Origin of the sequence: Syntrophomonas palmitatica JCM 14374 (genome assembly GCF_001311885.1) — a bacterium.
Lineage (GTDB): Bacteria > Bacillota > Syntrophomonadia > Syntrophomonadales > Syntrophomonadaceae > Syntrophomonas_A > Syntrophomonas_A palmitatica.
The window spans coordinates 1-17038 of the sequence record NZ_BBCE01000001.1; the positions used below are offsets into that span (position 1 = coordinate 1).

At 44.7% G+C, this 17038-nt stretch carries 20 protein-coding genes, 4 tRNA genes and 1 pseudogene; 4 read left to right on the forward strand and 21 right to left on the reverse strand.

What is annotated here, in order from left to right; translation table 11 throughout:
• Nucleotides 1-184 precede the first annotated feature (184 nt).
• Nucleotides 185-481, reverse strand: coding sequence for an HNH endonuclease (locus tag JCM14374_RS12915; RefSeq protein ID WP_242848734.1), 297 nt, complete (start codon nucleotides 479-481; stop codon nucleotides 185-187).
• A 33-nt stretch (nucleotides 482-514) separates the two neighbouring features.
• On the opposite strand from JCM14374_RS12915, the gene JCM14374_RS12920 reads away from it, so the two are divergent.
• Nucleotides 515-763: a type II toxin-antitoxin system RelE/ParE family toxin gene (locus tag JCM14374_RS12920; protein ID WP_278279206.1), complete on the forward strand. Its 249-nt coding sequence runs from the start codon at nucleotides 515-517 to the stop codon at nucleotides 761-763.
• Nucleotides 764-1034: 271 nt separating this feature from the next.
• Here the strand turns inward: JCM14374_RS12920 and JCM14374_RS00005 are convergent, their stop codons facing one another.
• The 9 genes from JCM14374_RS00005 to JCM14374_RS00050 form a co-directional block, all read right to left on the reverse strand.
• Nucleotides 1035-1709 (reverse strand): tyrosine-type recombinase/integrase, encoded by a 675-nt coding sequence (locus JCM14374_RS00005; protein ID WP_054691786.1) that lies wholly within the window; start codon nucleotides 1707-1709, stop codon nucleotides 1035-1037.
• Between the two features lie 34 nt (nucleotides 1710-1743).
• Nucleotides 1744-2118: a tyrosine-type recombinase/integrase gene (locus JCM14374_RS00010; RefSeq protein WP_054691788.1), complete on the reverse strand. Its 375-nt coding sequence runs from the start codon at nucleotides 2116-2118 to the stop codon at nucleotides 1744-1746.
• 71 nt (nucleotides 2119-2189) lie between these two features.
• Nucleotides 2190-2381, reverse strand: a complete 192-nt coding sequence (locus JCM14374_RS00015) for a helix-turn-helix domain-containing protein (protein ID WP_242848735.1) — start codon at nucleotides 2379-2381, stop codon at nucleotides 2190-2192.
• 111 nt (nucleotides 2382-2492) lie between these two features.
• Nucleotides 2493-3323 carry a hypothetical protein gene (locus tag JCM14374_RS00020; RefSeq protein ID WP_054691794.1) on the reverse strand — a complete coding sequence of 277 codons (831 nt, stop codon included), beginning with the start codon at nucleotides 3321-3323 and terminating at the stop codon, nucleotides 2493-2495.
• Entirely contained in the window at nucleotides 3311-3949 is a 639-nt protein-coding gene (locus JCM14374_RS00025) for a hypothetical protein (RefSeq protein ID WP_054691797.1), read from the reverse strand. The genes JCM14374_RS00020 and JCM14374_RS00025 overlap by 13 nt, the downstream gene beginning before the upstream one ends.
• Before the next feature lie 71 nt (nucleotides 3950-4020).
• Nucleotides 4021-4704 (reverse strand): copper amine oxidase N-terminal domain-containing protein, encoded by a 684-nt coding sequence (locus JCM14374_RS00030; protein WP_369397258.1) that lies wholly within the window; start codon nucleotides 4702-4704, stop codon nucleotides 4021-4023.
• Nucleotides 4695-4946, reverse strand: coding sequence for a stalk domain-containing protein (locus JCM14374_RS00035; protein ID WP_054691803.1), 252 nt, complete (start codon nucleotides 4944-4946; stop codon nucleotides 4695-4697). The genes JCM14374_RS00030 and JCM14374_RS00035 overlap by 10 nt, the downstream gene beginning before the upstream one ends.
• A gap of 376 nt (nucleotides 4947-5322) precedes the next feature.
• Nucleotides 5323-5685 (reverse strand): hypothetical protein, encoded by a 363-nt coding sequence (locus JCM14374_RS00040; RefSeq protein WP_054691806.1) that lies wholly within the window; start codon nucleotides 5683-5685, stop codon nucleotides 5323-5325.
• 322 nt (nucleotides 5686-6007) lie between these two features.
• Nucleotides 6008-6469: a site-specific integrase gene (locus JCM14374_RS00050; protein ID WP_369397237.1), complete on the reverse strand. Its 462-nt coding sequence runs from the start codon at nucleotides 6467-6469 to the stop codon at nucleotides 6008-6010.
• A 1229-nt stretch (nucleotides 6470-7698) separates the two neighbouring features.
• On the opposite strand from JCM14374_RS00050, the gene JCM14374_RS00055 reads away from it, so the two are divergent.
• Entirely contained in the window at nucleotides 7699-8046 is a 348-nt protein-coding gene (locus JCM14374_RS00055; RefSeq protein WP_054691815.1) for a type II toxin-antitoxin system RelE/ParE family toxin, read from the forward strand.
• A gap of 3 nt (nucleotides 8047-8049) precedes the next feature.
• Nucleotides 8050-8328 (forward strand): helix-turn-helix domain-containing protein, encoded by a 279-nt coding sequence (locus JCM14374_RS00060; RefSeq protein WP_054691818.1) that lies wholly within the window; start codon nucleotides 8050-8052, stop codon nucleotides 8326-8328.
• Between the two features lie 11 nt (nucleotides 8329-8339).
• Here JCM14374_RS00060 and JCM14374_RS00065 read toward each other — a convergent pair whose 3' ends face one another.
• The 11 genes and pseudogenes from JCM14374_RS00065 to JCM14374_RS00110 form a co-directional block, all read right to left on the reverse strand.
• Complete coding sequence (locus tag JCM14374_RS00065; RefSeq protein ID WP_054691821.1) at nucleotides 8340-8849, reverse strand: hypothetical protein; 510 nt, start codon at nucleotides 8847-8849, stop codon at nucleotides 8340-8342.
• The gene (locus tag JCM14374_RS00070; protein WP_054691832.1) at nucleotides 8806-9216 is read right to left on the reverse strand and encodes a hypothetical protein; all 411 of its coding nucleotides are present in this window, start codon (nucleotides 9214-9216) and stop codon (nucleotides 8806-8808) included. Before JCM14374_RS00070 ends, JCM14374_RS00065 begins: the two co-directional genes overlap by 44 nt.
• A gap of 36 nt (nucleotides 9217-9252) precedes the next feature.
• On the reverse strand, nucleotides 9253-9573 hold the full coding sequence (locus JCM14374_RS00075; protein WP_157048877.1) for a hypothetical protein: 321 nt from the start codon (nucleotides 9571-9573) through the stop codon (nucleotides 9253-9255).
• A gap of 651 nt (nucleotides 9574-10224) precedes the next feature.
• Nucleotides 10225-10300, reverse strand: a tRNA-Val gene (locus JCM14374_RS00080).
• 6 nt (nucleotides 10301-10306) lie between these two features.
• Nucleotides 10307-10381, reverse strand: a tRNA-Glu gene (locus JCM14374_RS00085).
• Between the two features lie 64 nt (nucleotides 10382-10445).
• Nucleotides 10446-10521, reverse strand: a tRNA-Ile gene (locus JCM14374_RS00090).
• Nucleotides 10522-10651: 130 nt separating this feature from the next.
• Nucleotides 10652-10726, reverse strand: a tRNA-Asn gene (locus JCM14374_RS00095).
• 56 nt (nucleotides 10727-10782) lie between these two features.
• A pseudogene (rpoD, locus tag JCM14374_RS00100) lies at nucleotides 10783-11855 on the reverse strand (RNA polymerase sigma factor RpoD).
• Nucleotides 11852-13642 (reverse strand): DNA primase, encoded by a 1791-nt coding sequence (gene dnaG / locus JCM14374_RS00105; RefSeq protein ID WP_054691836.1) that lies wholly within the window; start codon nucleotides 13640-13642, stop codon nucleotides 11852-11854. Before dnaG ends, rpoD begins: the two are co-directional and overlap by 4 nt.
• A 326-nt stretch (nucleotides 13643-13968) precedes the next feature.
• The gene (locus JCM14374_RS14980; protein ID WP_278279200.1) at nucleotides 13969-14100 is read right to left on the reverse strand and encodes a hypothetical protein; all 132 of its coding nucleotides are present in this window, start codon (nucleotides 14098-14100) and stop codon (nucleotides 13969-13971) included.
• A gap of 17 nt (nucleotides 14101-14117) precedes the next feature.
• Entirely contained in the window at nucleotides 14118-15182 is a 1065-nt protein-coding gene (locus JCM14374_RS00110; protein WP_054691839.1) for a deoxyguanosinetriphosphate triphosphohydrolase, read from the reverse strand.
• A 220-nt stretch (nucleotides 15183-15402) separates the two neighbouring features.
• Between JCM14374_RS00110 and JCM14374_RS00115 the strand changes: the two genes are divergently transcribed.
• Nucleotides 15403-17013 carry a FapA family protein gene (locus JCM14374_RS00115; RefSeq protein WP_054691847.1) on the forward strand — a complete coding sequence of 537 codons (1611 nt, stop codon included), beginning with the start codon at nucleotides 15403-15405 and terminating at the stop codon, nucleotides 17011-17013.
• The last annotated feature ends 25 nt before the right edge of the window (nucleotides 17014-17038 follow it).

Consider the following 17038-nt stretch of genomic DNA (forward strand, 5'->3'; position numbering starts at 1 on the left):
CGAACTGATGAACAACAAGAACATCCGTACAGAGCTCATAGTGGACCTAAAGACTAATACCAGGCTATCCGTTAGGGCCATAGCTAATTTGCTGGGGATTAATCGAGGGATCGTACAGAAAACGAATGATAGCAGATGACTGTATAGACCAAAAAAGGTGTCAAGAGAACCGTCCCCTTGACACCTATTCCGGATGTTGATCCTCTGTCCTCGTCTTTCGATCATGACACTTCTTACAAAGCGGCTGCCAGTTGCTTTCATCGCAGAATAAAGTCTGATCTCCCCGGTGAGGAACTATATGATCAACTACCTCAGCAGCAATCAGCTTGCCTTCCCTTTGACAATGTCTGCAGAGAGGATTGGCTTTTAGGAATAATTTACTCGCTCTCCGCCACCGGCTGTCATAACCACGTTCTCCGACATTGGGTCTTTCTTTGTTATAGCGTTTTAGATGAAGCTCGCAGTACTTGTACTCTGTCAACAGGTGTCAGGGGGACGGTTCTCTTGACACTTTATCTCTGCGCAGCTATCAGCACCTGTGACCGCATTAAAGTTGATGGACCTTGTTAATGAAGCTATCTCGGGTTTAGCGGTCATGCCGCAAAAATGTCCTCCTGTAAGTCATGAACGGCTTGCAATGATGAGATATCGAAAGATGATCGTAAAGAATTATATTGTCTTTTACGATAGATTGAAAAGTTCAAAAACCGTTGATGTTGAAAGAATCCTCTACGCAAGACGCGATTGGCATCATATCCTGTGACCGTAGGGACGTCATACTTCTTCTACTATGCTCATAGACCTAGTCGGATGGTGTCAAGAGAACCGTCCCCTCGACACCGACACCCGCGACACCAAAATTTAATAATAAAAAAAGCCCGATTTTTCGGGCTTCCTTAATGTTCTAATGGTGGGCGGTACAGGACTTGAACCTTTTACACCCCACCAGGAAACCCAATATATAGGCGCTATTAAGCCTTGTACCCATTTCTGTACCCCACTTTTTTAAAATACCTAAAAATCGCCATCTCTAATTATAGGCTGATTGCATTGCTTATTTTTGTTAAATGAGCATATTTTTGGGTAGTTGTAGATGGATCTTGGCCGACTAATGATGCCACAGTCAAAACGCTCGTTCCCTCTAGAAGTAATAAGGTAATCAGGCTGTGCCGCAAATCATGGATCCGCATATGAGGTAACTCTGCACGTTCTAAGCAATAGGCGAAAGTTTTTTGAACCGAGGAATATTTGACCGGTTTCCCTGTCTGTGTGAGGAACACTAGCCCTGTGTCCGAATTTAGCGGGGTTACAGCTAACGCCCGTAGCTCCGCCCTCTGTTTTTCCTTCTGCTGTTTTAAAAGTTCTACTGTTTCCTCATCCAAAATCACGGTGCGCCGGGAATTCTCAGTCTTTGGGCGATCGTTCAACTCCCTGGTATGGATATTCAAGGATTTGTTGATTGTGACGCTGCGGGTTGCAAAATCCACCGCATCCCAGGTCAGACCTAGTATTTCCCCTGCTCTGGCCCCAGTCAGTACCAGCAAGCGAATTACCAGCCCGTATCGATACCGCTCAGTAGCCCCCACCAAACGGCGCATATCTTCCCGGCTCAATGTATCCCTGTGCACTTTTTCCTCACGTGGCATCTGAAACGACTGTAATGCATCTATCGGCGCTTTTTTTTCGCAGATGGCCGCTCTTACCACCATTCTCACAAAAGCGTACATATTTTTTTGCGTTCTATTACTCACGTCTAAAAAAATGCTTTTCCATAATATCTTTTAATTGCCGGGAATCGAGCGTCCACAAAACTAAGTGCCCCACAAACGGTTTTACGGCTCGTGCGCAGGATTCATATGTAGTCCATGTAGCCGGCGCAACCGATTTTCTAACGTCACGAAGCCAAACGTCTATCCACTGGCCAAGGGTAACGATATTACTGTTAGGTCCTTGTTTTGCGGCCCGCAGCTGTTTTTTTAAGTCCCTTTCACGATCCTGGGCCAGACTTTTTATTGGTGTGTAAAAAGTCTCATAGTGGTATTTAGGTTTGCCATCCTCACCTCGCCCTAGGTAGATTTTAATAAGCCATGTGTTTTGACCGCGTTTTAAAATTGACATTTATTTCCAGCCTCCCTTCGGAGGCCAGGAACGATACTATATATTTCTGTGTTCCTGGCCCTTTTCCTGCTTCAATGCGCACAAGTTTCGGCCACACGCGCTTCTTCCTGCCTAAGAAATTCAGCCAGGGCAGCTTCCGAAATGCGAAATCGCCGCTCTGACAAGCGGACAGCCCGCAGGCGACCGGTAAAAATTAAATCGTAGACAAAATTCTTACGAACCTGCAATATCTTGGCAGTTTGTTCAACGGTATAAGTTTGCACAATATCAACCTCCTATTTTTTGGTATAAAAAAAGCCCCCGAAAAATCGGGGGCTGAAAATAGGAGAAAAGGGCAAAGGGCAGTATCTAATAAGGTACTGCCCTTTATTGTTCTAACTTCTGAGATTCACCCTGGTCTGGTTGTCAGAATTTATTTTTTCCGCGTTGTAAGATTCATCGGCCTTTATGATGATAGTTGTCTGCCCTGTGTTATTGCTGGGGTCAATGTCTTCAACCCCTACCGGCCAGGCTGTTACTTTGAGTGCATACGTCCCTACTTTATTAAGGGTTATGTGGGCGTTGTAACTTTTTGAGTCATAATCATTACTGAATGCCGGTTTGTCTTTATCAACGCCGCCTGGATATGTTGCTTTTACATCAACTTCAACAGGGATATCGGATTCGTCTACCCTTACAACAACATACGGGATGTCTATTGTTACGGATTTCCCCGGTTTTAATTTAAATACCCTCGGCTGGGTCGGCTGAACTACTTTTATATCCACGCCTTTGGACTTGATCTGTATAAACATAAGATTGTTTTCCTGGTTGGTTTCGGTTGCAGGGGTATTGCCGTTTACGTTGGCTTTGAAGCATAGCAAGCCTTTACTGCCATCTGGAACCGGCAGGGGAACCGTTACATTAAATGTTTGCTCTCCGTTTTTGTCTAATTCGATTTCTGCCGGGTCTGACTTCCACGCGGGATTCGTACCCTGCCAGCCTGCTGTCGAATCGCTGCCCTTCCCGTACCATACGGCTCTAAAATCAGTTACGGCTTTTTCGCCGGAGTTGCGTAGAGTTACCGGGAAGGTAATTTCGGTCTGGCCCTGCTTATATTCATAAGTCTTTGCACCTTTATTGGGGTCTTTGTATTCTTCTTTCCATTCGGTTGAGCCTTCAGGCGTGGGGTAGAAATCTGGGAAACCTGCCCCTACTTTGACCAATGCTTCGGTAAAGTACCAGACATCCCGTTAGGGAAGTTTTTATTTGACGTATTGATCGTCCTGAAGTTGCCATTGGCTGACCAGTTTACGGCTCCCGGCAAACAGGATGCGTTATCGGCTACGGCCATAAAGATTTCATAGGTTCCTTTTTCGTTTAAGGGCAGTTTTTCGATGATGTTTTTCACCGCATCGAAATTACTGACTATCTGGGAATGTATTTCGCAGTCTTCCCGGTTTGATCCTTCGGGTACGAATCTATACTGGATGTCGTACTGGTTGATTATACTGCCGGTTCCTTTGGTACAGCGATCACTAATTACTATACTGTCACCTACGGCAGCATTAATGACCGGGGAATCCTGAGAAGGGACAATGTTTGGTTTCCCGTCAATATTACCTGATTTAATTGTTTCTGCCCGTAAACTGCCGAACGAGGTTTTAATCTGCAGCGAAAACCCGGCAGAGGGCTTCTTGTGGTCATCATTAAGTGATACAGGGTGTTTTTGATAATCAGTTACCCCTGGATAATCTGAACGCTGGTTGTCGCCAATTCCGTCAGCATATACGGGTAGGCAATTAGCCATTAGAAACACTGTCATGAGGACAAAACATATTAGTTTTCTCAAGATATTTCACTCCTTTTCATAAATAAAAAGAGGCCATTTCTGGCCCCTTCGTAATCAGTCAACAACCGGACTTAGGGGAGCGTTTTGCGGATGGTGGCTATCTTTACGCCTTCGTAGCTTTCATCGCCGTTGTAGCCGCCGTAAATATCAAAAGTTACGGTCATGCCAGACTTGGGATTGGAAGTATAGCCATCTCTGAACAACATATAGTTGTTTGTCCATACGTCTTTCCGAAAATCACGCCATTGCCCATTAATCATCTGCTGATGGCAGGTATTAAACTCCGGGTGGCTGGTGCAGACTACGCGGATATTTTGCTTTGGCCAGCTGCTGTCACCAATATTAAAAAACATAGTTGGGTTACTATTGCTGCTGCTAAGAAATAGATTATATCCTGCCGCACTAATATTCTGATCCCCGGTTGCATTCCCCAGGTCCTGCACGGTGATAGAGCTGTTGTTCAGTTCTTTTAATATATTCTCTATGTCAGGTTTGGGCTGATCTTCGGGGTAGGCTATGACTAGCTGTTTGGCCGCGTCCCATTCGACTTTGAAGCCTAAACCTTCAGCTACATAACGGGCAGGGAGCATAGTCCTGCCGGGGTTGGCTATCAACGGAGCCACATCCATGACAATATTCTCGTTGTTCTTTTGCATGGTCTTACTGCCGATGGTCAGCGTCAGTTTGCTTCTGCCCTGTAAAACAGCCTTCCTGGCGGAATTGTCCCAGGCGATGTTGCTGTCGCTTACACCCAGGCGTTGCCCAGGAAACGAACGGGTACGTAAGTCCGGCTGTCTTTTATAAAGGGCGCGGTATCCATCTGGACGGTATTTACTTCGGTTGAGCCTATATCCTGAGTGTAGTATTTGTTATGGCCGATTTTGAATACTATTAACTTATTAGGCGTACTTACGGTTTCATCGGCGTTCGTATTAACGTTGCTTGAAACCAGAAAAGCTAACATGATTATCAGCGCAAATATTTTTAGTTTCTTCACCTTGATTACCTCCGTTTATTTTATTTCCCCGGGGGGATAGTTATTGGCAGTAGACCTCCTTTCTTTATTTTACCATATACAGGGGTTCAGAAAAAGTAAAAACCCCTCATAAAGAGGGGCTGGTGTTTACAATCCATATAATAAAAGCCCTTCGCTTATCGAAGGGCATAGGTGTAGCAACACAAAAAAAGTCTAATTTTTTGTAAACCACCCCTAGTTTTTTGCCATTTATTAGGATGTCAGGGGAAATATTTTATTATTTTTATGCTGAAATTTATAATCTTTTTGCTTATGATTTTAGTATACTTAGATATTTTTTTCTTTGCAATATATATCCCTATATTTTATTTTATGGGTAGTTTTCAAAATATGTTTTTTAAATTTTCCAGGGTTTGGTAATGATCAATACCCAGCCACGTTTTTGGTCATATTGGTCAAAATACACCCGCTCGCATATCTCCATGTCGTTGAGACCATTTTCGACCACCCAGGCCCAGGCTTCAGCCAGAAGATACGGATTTTTTTCAATTGGCAAAGTATAATATTCACGAGTCCAGAAATCTCCCCGGTATATGTATATCTCTGATTTGAATAGTTCGATTTGAGCAACAGGTGGTTCCACCCCCGCACGCTGGCGCCAACGAGCCACCGCTTCGCGGTGTCCCGCCAGGCGTCGTTGCAAAATTCTTACTTCTTCTTCTAGTTCAGAAATTCTTTTTTGGTATTTTTGTTCGGTCATTTTCCATTCCAGCCTCCCTTCTAAACATACGTAAATGTGATGCTTTCCCGGCTGTGCCCGAGCGCCTCAGAAACTTGGTGGCGGGCTTCATGATCGTCAATACCAGACGCCCGCAATTCAGAATACATATTTTGGGCGAAAGAATGCCTCAAGCCATGCCAGTGAAGTTCCGTGCGGGTTGGATCACCTACCCGTGTGGGATCCTGAAAATCGTCACGGTGATTGAAAACGTATTCTTGCACAGATTTCATGAATTTGTGCACCTTTTGCCCAGGTGGTACGAAAACATACGCGCCCCTTGGCACATTTTCGATCGATTCAGCTAGGAGCGTCTAGCAGCCTCAGAGAGGGGCACTTTGCGCGGTCGGCCACCTTTGGTGCTGGTCAGGCGCAAAACGCCTCGTCTGAGCCCGTTCTCGACCTCATTTCTTCTCAAGGTAACAATTTCTTCCAAACGCGTCCCAACATGGTATGTGATTTGCGCCATTTGCGCGTACCTGGGGTGGCCGTGTTCCCTTGCGTGTTGGCAAAAGTGGACAACTTCATCTCGTGTCCAACTCTGATCAAGATTTTTGGCTTTGTTGTTCGGGGTCGAAGCCAGGCCGATCTTAACGTTGATTTCCTTTGAATTCGACAGTTCGTACCGTGCATTGGGAATATATGTATGGAGATATTGAAGGGCAGAAATCTCATTTTTTATATATTTGTCTGTACAGCCTTTGCTTTTCAGGTATTTGCCATATGCGATCAGGTGTTTGTCTTGCAGGTTTGCCAGTTTTTGCATTTTGAATGCAGGTTGAACCCATTTCACGAACCTTGAACAGGCAGGAGCATATCGATACCTAGTCTTATATGCTCCCCTGTTCCACGTTCGTATTATTTTTTCGAGTTGTCTACCCAGATCGTCAGTTGCCTTTATACCGGTTTCAGGAAAACTATATCTCATTATTCATCACTCCTTTTCAGACATAGCTTGCGCAGGAAAATAGCATCGTCTCTCGCTATTCACTTCGTTCCACTTGTGCCGTACCCCCAACATTTCGCATTTCGTGGGGGTCTTGCCCGTTCTCTCCTTCGCCGCCTCATTTGAAAAATTTTCTTGGGAAAAATATTTTTAAAATATATTGGGTTAAATTCTATGCATATTCGGCGAAGGAGAGGAACGGGCTACGTATTTCAATTTAGAATGATCAATTCTTCAGTACTAAGGATGCACTTGCCGCTTACGCGGTGAACGCCTTCGGCGTTCCGTGCAATGATCCGGTGGTTGTCGCCCGCGGGCCGACGTCCGAATCGCGTTGAATCGTTGTTGGTGATTCAGACCGGGAGTGCTAGCAGCACTGTCTCTACTTATCCTTGGTCCAGATCCCCCTGTATCGGCGTCGCGCCGGGGAAACTGTTGTGGGCTGGCTTGGGGATGCATCACGCTGCCAGCCCGAATAAGCTATCGTAAAGCGGTTATTCCTAACCGCATAACTGAGATTAGAATTCTCAGCAGCCCCCTCAAACTGAACTTGAGGATTTTTTTTGCGATCCTCCCTGGGTTAGACCAGGCAGTGCAGATTAAAAAGAAACCTGTGAAAACAATTAATAATACTAGCATTTTCATTCCTCCCATCATCCCGGCCCAGCCGGGTTATTAATGCCCGGCCAGCAGAACAACAGAAAGCCAAAATAGAACAGATTGCTCTGTTCCCTTAAAAAAAGGATTTAATTCCAAAAAGGATTTTTAGATGGCGACTTCATCAAGTCTTAGGTAGGTCCCTGTTTGAAACAGGATTTTTTGATGTGATTATCTATACATCTTAAATATACCACGCCAAGAAAAAAATAAACAAGTATATTTTTCAGAAAAACCCGGCGTATCCGTATTCTAGGATATATTTTTAAGGCCATTTTAGCCTGTATTCTAGGATAAAAAAATATATTAATTGACGGTTTTATATCCTAGAATATACATTCTAAGTTAGACTTTACACATCAACCATATAGCATATATGCTATAATATCGATATGAACTGGAATATATTTTATTTTAAAGAAGGAACCCGGCAGCCTGTAAGAGAGTTTGTTGATTCTACCTCTCCTAAAGTAAAGGCTAAAATACTGAGAAACTTACAACTTCTAGCTGAATTCGGTGTAGAACTTGGTTTCCCATTGGTAAGTAATATTGATCGTAATATCTGGGAACTGCGTACAATATACCAGGGGAATCAATACCGTATTCTGTTTTCAGTTATTTCTGGGCAAATAATTTTACTTACTCACGGATTTCAGAAGAAAACTCAGCGTATAAGTAAACAAGATATAGATCTGGCCAGAAAACGGCTCAGACAATACCTTGAGAAAGGGGAACATTAAAACATGGATGATCTTAACCGGCATATAGAAGATAGTCTTAAAGAACCTGCTTTTGCTGAAGCTTGGGCCGAAAGCGAACTTGCACATGAAATCACCAGGCAGATTATTGCCTTGAGACTGCAGCGCGGTTTAACACAACAAGAGGTAGCGAGCCGTGCAGGTACAACTCAGTCCGTCATCGCCCGGATTGAAAATGGTGAACAAAATATTAGTATAAAAACCCTTAATAAAATTGCCCATGCCCTCAAAGCAAACGTTAGAATAGATTTATTACCCAGATAATAACCGCTTTACTAAAATATGTCTGGGGGCACATATGTAGTATATTCTGAAAAATATGCCTTTCCAGCTTGCTTCTTTTCGGCATAAAATTCACCAGTCAAAATCGTGCGTAATATATCCGGGTTGGCCAAGATTATACCCACTGGGTTTTGTATCTTTCCTTTAACGGCTTTATTTTTTAGTGTTCTGGCCACTTTGGAAATTTCTTGGGCAGAAAAATCATCAAATATACCTGGATGTTTTTTCAGCACAGGACGGATATCAATATCATGTTCTGAGAAAATCTCAACGACGTTGTTGTTTAGGTTTGTATTAGGTTTGTTTATTAGGTTTGTTTCTGCCGGATTGCGGCGACTTGTCGCCGATTTTGCGGTTACTAGTTCCTGCATTTCCCGGTTACTAGTCGCCGCAAAATCCGGTTTCTGAATATTTCGGGCTTCGTCATCATTATATACGGTTTTTAAGTATTCCGGATTCTCATCTACATATAAACCGTTTACGGGGAAGTCCCTTATAAACAACCTTAATTAGTCCTTTTGCCTCAAGCTTTTTTAGAAGTCTTGGTTGTTGGTCAGCACTTAAGCCAGTTTTTTCTGTGATATCTTCGACCAGGGCATAAAACATCTGATTATTATCTAGTTTGTTTGCTTTTTTGTAGAACTTGTACTGGTCAATAATTTCTGAGTATAGTATTGCTTCTGCAGGACCAATATTTTTGCATAGAGTACGCGATACAGCGATATAATCACTGCCACCTACCAAATCAATTAATGCCATTTTCTCGTTTCCTCCTTTTTTTGTAAATAAAAAAACCCCCAGGCACTGCCCAGGGGTGAAAAAAGGAAGAAATGAGAAAAAAAGAGTCATATAAAGCAGTGAACCCGCCATTAGGCGGGTTCTAAGACTCCCTGCTTAGCAGGATTTCTACACACATCCAAAAAACAGATATGCATTTTTACGGCGGTCTAAGAAATAGTTTTTAGGTTCTGCATCGGGGTCTGCTTGCCGAATCTGAACACAGCCGCTCAGTTCCCGGGGGAGATCCAGCTTGCCTTTTCTTAGGCTTTTAGCCATTTTAAAGGCATAGTCTGTCGGCGTTTCCGTGTCTCGCAGATCAGGGACATCAAACATGATATATCCCTCTTTTCTTCGGATTTCCGGACCATTCCAGCCCATGTGCTGGGCTACCCAGAAAGCTTTCTCAGGGGTTTCTCCCCGCGCAATGGTCATATACACGTCCTTCATTTTTTGTGTTACGCCAAGCCCCCCAGGCAGGCCAGGCGTATCCTCCTTTCTTTTTCAGATTCGCCACAGCCCAGCCTGGGAGCTGTTTCCCTGCGTTAGCAGGGATTTTTTATTTAGTTTTCAAGCATTAAAAAAGCCCCCCATTTGGGGAGCTTGGTTAATCTCAGGTTTATTTTGAGCTGAGAAGTAATGCTAATATAACAATCGAAGCTATACTTTGGATACCATAGCAAATCAAAATATCTTTTTTAAAATTTTGTAGACTATCACTGATAAATTCTTCACTCATAATAATATCATATCATACTAGTTGATAAATTCTAACAGGTGATTATAATCAAATTAAGGTCATGGTCAGATGCTACCTGACCATGACCCTCCGTTTATTGAGTAGGAACTTAGTGTTGGTGCCTCCGGCTCTGTTCCGGAGGTCTTTTCTTTTCTGACAGATATCCCACGTTTCTATTCTTTAAAATCCCTATTTATCGGTATTTGCGTTTCAAAAGTTTTGTACCCATTTTTGTACCCCACTTGTACCCGTCCTTATATATAAATACCGATACATAGGGATTCTTATTTTATCGTTCCTGGCCTCACAAAAAATTTAATAATAAAAAAAGCCCGATTTTTCGGGCTTCCTTAATGTTCTAATGGTGGGCGGTACAGGACTTGAACCTGTGACATCCTGCTTGTAAGGCAGGCGCTCTCCCAGCTGAGCTAACCGCCCGGGTAATGGTGACCCCTAGGGGACTCGAACCCCTGTTACCGCCGTGAAAGGGCGGTGTCTTAACCGCTTGACCAAGGGGCCAAAATGGAAGTCGGAAGTCTGGAATCGTTTGCCGATTTCGGGCTTCCGGCCTCGGTTTTCATAGTGGTGGGCCCACCAGGACTCGAACCTGGGACCGACCGGTTATGAGCCGGTAGCTCTACCAACTGAGCTATAGGCCCGGGATTTTGCGAAACCTCGCAAGTGATAGTATATAAAAAATCTGGCGGCAGGTCAAGTGGCCTGGCCGATTTTTACGGTTTTCGCAAACGAAAGGCGGCAACTCCTGTGGGTTACCGCCATTATTTACACTGGCTCCCCGAGTAGGATTCGAACCTACAACCCTCCGGTTAACAGCCGGATGCTCTACCGTTGAGCTATCGAGGAAAGCCCCAACGACAAATATTATAAGCCGCCTGGAGTACACTTGTCAATACGAAACCCTACTCAATATAATCTTTAAGTTTCTTGCTGCGCGAAGGATGACGCAATTTACGCAGGGCCTTGGCCTCAATCTGGCGTATGCGTTCACGGGTTACGCCGAACTCCTGGCCTACTTCTTCCAGGGTGCGCTGCCGGCCATCGTCCAAACCAAACCGCAAACGCAAAACCTTTTCCTCGCGGTCGGTCAGGGTGCTTAAAATTCCGTCCAGGTGTTCACGCAAGAGGACAAATGATGCTGATTCCTCCGGCGATTCGGCATCTTCATCGGTTATAAAATCACCCAGGTGGCTGTCATCTTCTTCACCAATAGGGGTTTCCAGAGAAACCGGTTCCTGGGCTACTTTCATGATTTCAATCACGCGGTCTACCGGGATGTCCATCTCATTGGCAACTTCTTCCGCAGTAGGTTCGCGCCCCAGAGACTGCAGAAGATTTCTCTGCACCCGGGAAAGCTTATTTATAGTCTCCACCATGTGCACCGGTATTCTGATAGTACGGGCCTGATCAGCTATGGCACGGGTTATGGCCTGGCGTATCCACCAGGTGGCATAGGTACTGAATTTAAACCCTTTGCGATAATCAAATTTTTCCACGGCCTTCATAAGGCTAGATTACCTTCCTGTATGAGATCCAAGAACAGCATACCCCGGCCCACATAACGTTTGGCAATGCTGACCACCAGGCGAAGGTTGGCTTCCACCAATTGTTTCTTAGCCTCTTCGTCTCCTGCTTCAATGCGATGAGCCAGATCGATCTCCTGTTCTGCCACGAGCAGCGGCACCCGCCCGATCTCCTTCAGATACATGCGAACAGGGTCGTCTATTTCGATGCCGTCGGGAATAAATAAATCTTCGGTTTCGATACTTTCGGGATCACCTTCTTCTTCAATCTCACTTTCACTATTGACGCTGATACCCAATGATTGAAGGTGTTCCAAAATATCGTCTAAATTATCGGGCCCCAGGTTAAAACCTTGCAGATCCTCGATAATTTCATCGTAGGAAAGATTTCTCTTCTTTTTTCCCTTTTCGGCCATAACGCTTACCACATCGGCTAGTTTACGGTCTTTCATGCCGTCCCCCCTTTCCGGGTGTGATGCAAAAAGCTGTCAATCTGCAATATAAACTCGAGCAAACTATAGAAATCTCCTTCCTCGCGGAGCTGGTTCAAGCGCTGGTGCATTTTACCCCAGCGAGCCTTTAACCTCAGCCTTTCCACACGCTGGATATAGGCCTCAATCTCCACCGAACCAGGTCTGGTATCTTCTTCCATTAAAACCGTTATCCTGGCCCAGCTGCTGCGCAATGCTTCTTCATTAATTTCTTGCGACAGAGCCTGCCAACGCTGCTCCTGGTCGCCTGGTATTTCATCGTATTTTGCAGCCAGTTCACGATACTGCGGTTTCGAAAAAAATCCGAGCCCGATGCGGTTCTTAATCTGGTTAAAAATATTATCATCCAGCAGCATAGCTGCCAGTATTTTCTCTTCTATGTTATAATTACTATAATTGCCGTACTGTATATTATCCCTATTAATCCCAGTTTTATTCTTAACTCCTGCGGTCCTGGTTTTACTCCCGGCCTGTAATTCTCGCTGTACCAGATTTTCTTCCAAACTTAGTTTCTGAGCCAGTATCCGGGTGTAAAAATCTTTTTCAATCTCACTTTCTAACCGGGTTATATCAGTTTTGACCGCCTGGATGACTCTGATTTTGGCGTCTAAATTCAGATCTTTTTCGGTGTTTATGAGACGAATTATCTTAAATTCTATGAAACTGCATTTATTATTCTGTATATATCGTTTAAATTCCTCTTTTCCGTATAATTCTATTAAGTCATCTGGATCCTGCCCCTGAGGCAGTATTAAAACCTGTACCCGCAAATCTTCTTCCAATAAGATTGAACCCGCCCGCAAAGCTTCCCTCTGACCCGCTTCATCGCCGTCATATATTACAATAACCTTCTCGGCATAACGCCTTATTAACCGAGCTTGTTCCCGGGTCAGGGAAGTGCCCAAGGTGGCCACGCAATTAGTGATTTCCGCCTGGTGCATCTTGATGCAGTCCATATAACCTTCAACCAGGACCACTTCATTGCTATGGCGAATCGTTTCCCGGGCCTGGTAGAACCCGTAAAGGTTCATACGTTTGGCGTAGATTTCTGTCTCGGGCGTATTTAAATATTTGGGCTGGCCCGCATCCATAACCCGGCCGCCAAAACCGATTATTTCACCATTTATGCCGTTGATAGGAAACATAATACGCTGCCGGAACAGATCATAATAGCTGTTATTTTTATCGCTGCGCTTTATGAGACCTGCATCTTTAATTAATTCCGGCGAAAAACCTTTTTTAAGCAGGTGCTCCTCCAGGCTGTTCCATGAATCGGTGGCCAAACCCAGGTAAAACTTTTCAATGGTTTTTGCTTCTAATCCGCGCCGCTGCAAATATTCCCTGGCTTCACCGCCCTTATTACCCTGCAGGCAGGCCGAATAGTATTCGGCGGCGGTCTTATTTATCTCAATTATCTGGCGGCGGCGGTCTATCTCCTTTTTCGGCATGGCCTGGCGGATTTCTACCCCGGCTTTGGCTGCCAGAAGCTGTAAGGCGTCTTTGAATTCGATGCCGTCCCTTAGCATTACAAAATTAAACATGTCTCCGCCGGCATGACAGCCGAAACAATAGAACATATTGCGTTCAGGAGTTACTGTAAATGAAGAGGTTTTCTCCTGATGAAAAGGGCATAGTCCCCAATACCGGTTGCCTTTGCGGCTCAGAGCAACCGTTTCGGAGACTACATCGATAATATTCAAACGTTCATTTATTTCCCGCACCACCGGGTCATCATAATAGGAACCCACTGCGCATCACCTGTTATTCTACTTTTACAGCATATTTCCTGCTTTATTTTCATAATTTTCGTCACAGTCTGTTACTTGTTCCGTTCTACAAGCTAGTTATTATTCCTGTCACGGCTTCGCAGAAATATTGTATACTCCATTAAGCCGCATATTAAAGTGATGGTCAAATGACATAACTACGTACGCAGCCCCCTGTTATGGCTATGAAAACTCATGGTCTTGTCATTGCTGCATAAATCAAAAAGACTCTAATGCTGTTCGTTTATTGTGGTGCGCGCGGCGCGCGAAAATTGCGGGGAGCGTCAGCGACGCATCAAACTAAAAGGTTAAAGCGAAGGAAAGATTGCTTCGCTGCGCTCGCAACGACAGAGCAGCCCGGGAACAGTCCCGCCATTCCCTTCCTTCGTCATTACAATCCCCAGGATAGTCCCCAATTTGCCTCCACTTCTGATACTCACGCCTCGTTATTATCTAACTAACTGCCGGTGGGCAGATCTTTGCGAGCATCGGGAACCAGGGACTGAGGCACATACAAATCCTGAAACTGTGAAACACAATACGCATCGCTCATACCCGAAATATAATCAGCCACTGCCGTTTGCAGACCCTCTTCCTCAGCAATCTGTGCATAAAGCGGGCTCATCTTCGCAGGATGTTTGCAGTAATATTCAAATAGATGTTCAATAATAAAGGCCGCCCTGACACGTTCCGCTTTACAAACCGGCCCCCGATATATGTTTTCAAACATAAACTCACGCAGGCCCTTTAAAGCCGACTCTATTTCCGGACTGGGTTCTACTTTGATTACTCCCTTTTCAATCATATTACGTGTATTGGCTATGGTATCTATCACCAGGGTAGCGATTCTTTGGCTGTGGGTAGTCCCCAGTACTTCCAGGAACTGACCGGGTATTTCCTCGACCCGCAAGACCCCTGCCCTGATTGAATCGTCAATGTCGTGCTGTACATAAGCAATCTTATCACTGAGACGTATTACCTGCCCTTCCAGGGTAAAAGCCCGGGCCTCCCCTTCCCCATAACCGCTGTGGTGCAGAACTCCATCTAGAACTTCCCGGGTGAGGTTCAAGCCGTTGCGATCCTTATGCTGTTCTATTCTGGTTAAAACCCTGATACTATTCTCATTATGACGAAAGCCTCCCGGCAATAGTTCATTCAGCACCTGTTCGCCGGCGTGAGCAAACGGCGTATGGCCTACATCATGAGCCAGAGCCATAGCTTCAATCAGATCTAAGTTGAGGTTCAAGCCTGTGCCTATAGTCCTGGCAATCTGGGCAACTTCCAGGGTATGGGTAAGGCGGCTGCGATAATGGTCACCTGGGGGAGCGATGAAAACCTGGGTTTTATGTTTCAGCCGCCGGAATGATTTGGAATGAACTACTCGGTCCCTGTCCAGCATAAAACAGGTTCTAACTGCGTCTGCCTCCTCCTGCCTCTCTCTCCCCTTTGAATTCAGAGACAAAGCCGCCTGCGGGCTTAGAAACATGGCTTCCCTCTGTTCGATTTCCTCGCGGATATTCAACCTCTGCACCTCCCCGCCAACCGTATCCAGCCGTTTAATTATTCATTCTATAACTGTAATGATAATTCCTTTACACTCTGAAATTAGAATTATTTTTAAAAAATCCGGGTTAAATATAACCATTTTTCCCACAAGTAATAAAATTCCTGTTATAATATTAAACTGAAAATATCATTATCATAACTTTCCGTATTAGATAAATAATTCTTTAGGGGATGTTATGTCTAATCAATCACCACTCTGTTTTAAAATAATTGAAGATGTCAGCGGCTTCTACATCCGCATGCTCACTTCACCGGTCAACCGGGGTCAGCTTGAAGCAGACTTGGATAGGCTGGGATTTCGCCTGTCTGCAAGGTTATTTTCCCAACTCTTAAATGAAGCCCCTGGAACCCCCATCGCTATAGACCCGGACTATGAACTTGATTCTGGTTTTTTAGTATATATAAGAAATAATGCTGAAAAGGTTGTTCCTCTAGAAATTGATATTACCCGTGATCAAATGAAGGCTTTTGTAAGAATCAATCCGGATTACGTACACAAACTGGATATCAATGACGTTATGCAAGAGCTGGATAAGATGGGGGTAAAATTCGGAATTAACGAAGAGGCTATAAAAGAAAGTATAAGTAATCCGGGCAGCAAGGTGCTGGTGGCCCAGGGCCGGCCTCCTAATCCGGGCCGCGATGCCATAATTAAATATAACTATAAAGAACCGGACACAAAACCAGTTATGACCGAGGATGGGCGGGTTGATTACTATCAACTGGGTTTCATCTCCGCAATACGTGCCGGAGAAGCAGTGGGGGAACGTATACCTGCCACTCCCGGAGAACCAGGAATGAATATTATGGGTGAGGAAATCCCTGCTAAACCTGGTAAACACGCCGATTTTAAAACCGGAAAAGGTGTACTGGTAATAGACGACCAGGCGGTGGCTGAGTATGACGGAGCTTTATCCTGGCTGAACAACCGTATATATGTAACCAAAATGCTGGTTATCAAAGGTGATGTTGATTTCTCTGTCGGTAATCTTAATTTCATGGGAAAAATCATGATTGGCGGCAATGTTAAGGAAGGTTTTCGCGTAGAAGCAGATGATGATATAGAAATCCGAGGCATGATAGACAACGCCCAGGTTACCTCCCGGCGTGGATCGGTTTTCATTCATAAAGGGGTTATAGGCAGAGGCAACGCGGTTATTACGGCGGGCAAGAATATTGAGGCCCGTTTCGCTCAGAACATTGTTGCCGAAGCCGGGCAGAACATTATAGTAAATGAATATGTCCTGCGCTGTGACTTAAAAGCGGGTGATTCGGTATTAATACACGGCCGCAAAGGACGTATTCTGGGCAATAACAGCATTTATGCCCGCACGCGTATTAAAGCATCCCGAGTGCAAAACTGCCTGGCGCTGGACCTAAAAGTGGAAGGCATAGACCGGCGTGATTTCTATCAACGCGTTCGCGACTTAAACGATGCTATAGCCAAAAAAGAAACCGACCTGCAAAACATTTCTGACTTAATCCGCAAGTACAGAACCGATCTCGATAACCGTGATAATATTGAAAGACTGCAAAAGAAACTGCCTGAATTTCTTCAACTAAGTGAGGAATACGATACCCTGGTAGTAGAGAGAAACTACCTAGTATCTATACTGAAGAACACCCGGGGCGAAGGCATGATCCAGATCGACGGGGGGCTGGAACCGGGTATGAACTTCACCATTAAATCGGAACCGCTAAAGCTCAAAGAAAAGCTGCGCAATATCAATATGTACTATGACCCTGATGAACAGCGCGTAATAGTATTAAGCGACACATCAAGGTAGAAAAGACGCAGATTAGCAAAATCAT

What these genes read in the sequence shown, in the direction of transcription:
- JCM14374_RS00040 (WP_054691806.1), bottom strand. Translation starts at nt 5,685, where the DNA reads ATGACCGAACAAAAATACCAAAAAAGAATTTCTGAACTAGAAGAAGAA.
- JCM14374_RS00055 (WP_054691815.1), top strand. Translation starts at nt 7,699, where the DNA reads ATGAACTGGAATATATTTTATTTTAAAGAAGGAACCCGGCAGCCTGTA.
- JCM14374_RS00050 (WP_369397237.1), bottom strand. Translation starts at nt 6,469, where the DNA reads ATGCAAAAACTGGCAAACCTGCAAGACAAACACCTGATCGCATATGGC.
- JCM14374_RS00115 (WP_054691847.1), top strand. Translation starts at nt 15,403, where the DNA reads ATGTCTAATCAATCACCACTCTGTTTTAAAATAATTGAAGATGTCAGC.
- JCM14374_RS00060 (WP_054691818.1), top strand. Translation starts at nt 8,050, where the DNA reads ATGGATGATCTTAACCGGCATATAGAAGATAGTCTTAAAGAACCTGCT.
- JCM14374_RS00075 (WP_157048877.1), bottom strand. Translation starts at nt 9,573, where the DNA reads ATGAAGGACGTGTATATGACCATTGCGCGGGGAGAAACCCCTGAGAAA.
- JCM14374_RS00005 (WP_054691786.1), bottom strand. Translation starts at nt 1,709, where the DNA reads ATGGTGGTAAGAGCGGCCATCTGCGAAAAAAAAGCGCCGATAGATGCA.
- JCM14374_RS00070 (WP_054691832.1), bottom strand. Translation starts at nt 9,216, where the DNA reads ATGGCGGGTTCACTGCTTTATATGACTCTTTTTTTCTCATTTCTTCCT.
- JCM14374_RS00010 (WP_054691788.1), bottom strand. Translation starts at nt 2,118, where the DNA reads ATGTCAATTTTAAAACGCGGTCAAAACACATGGCTTATTAAAATCTAC.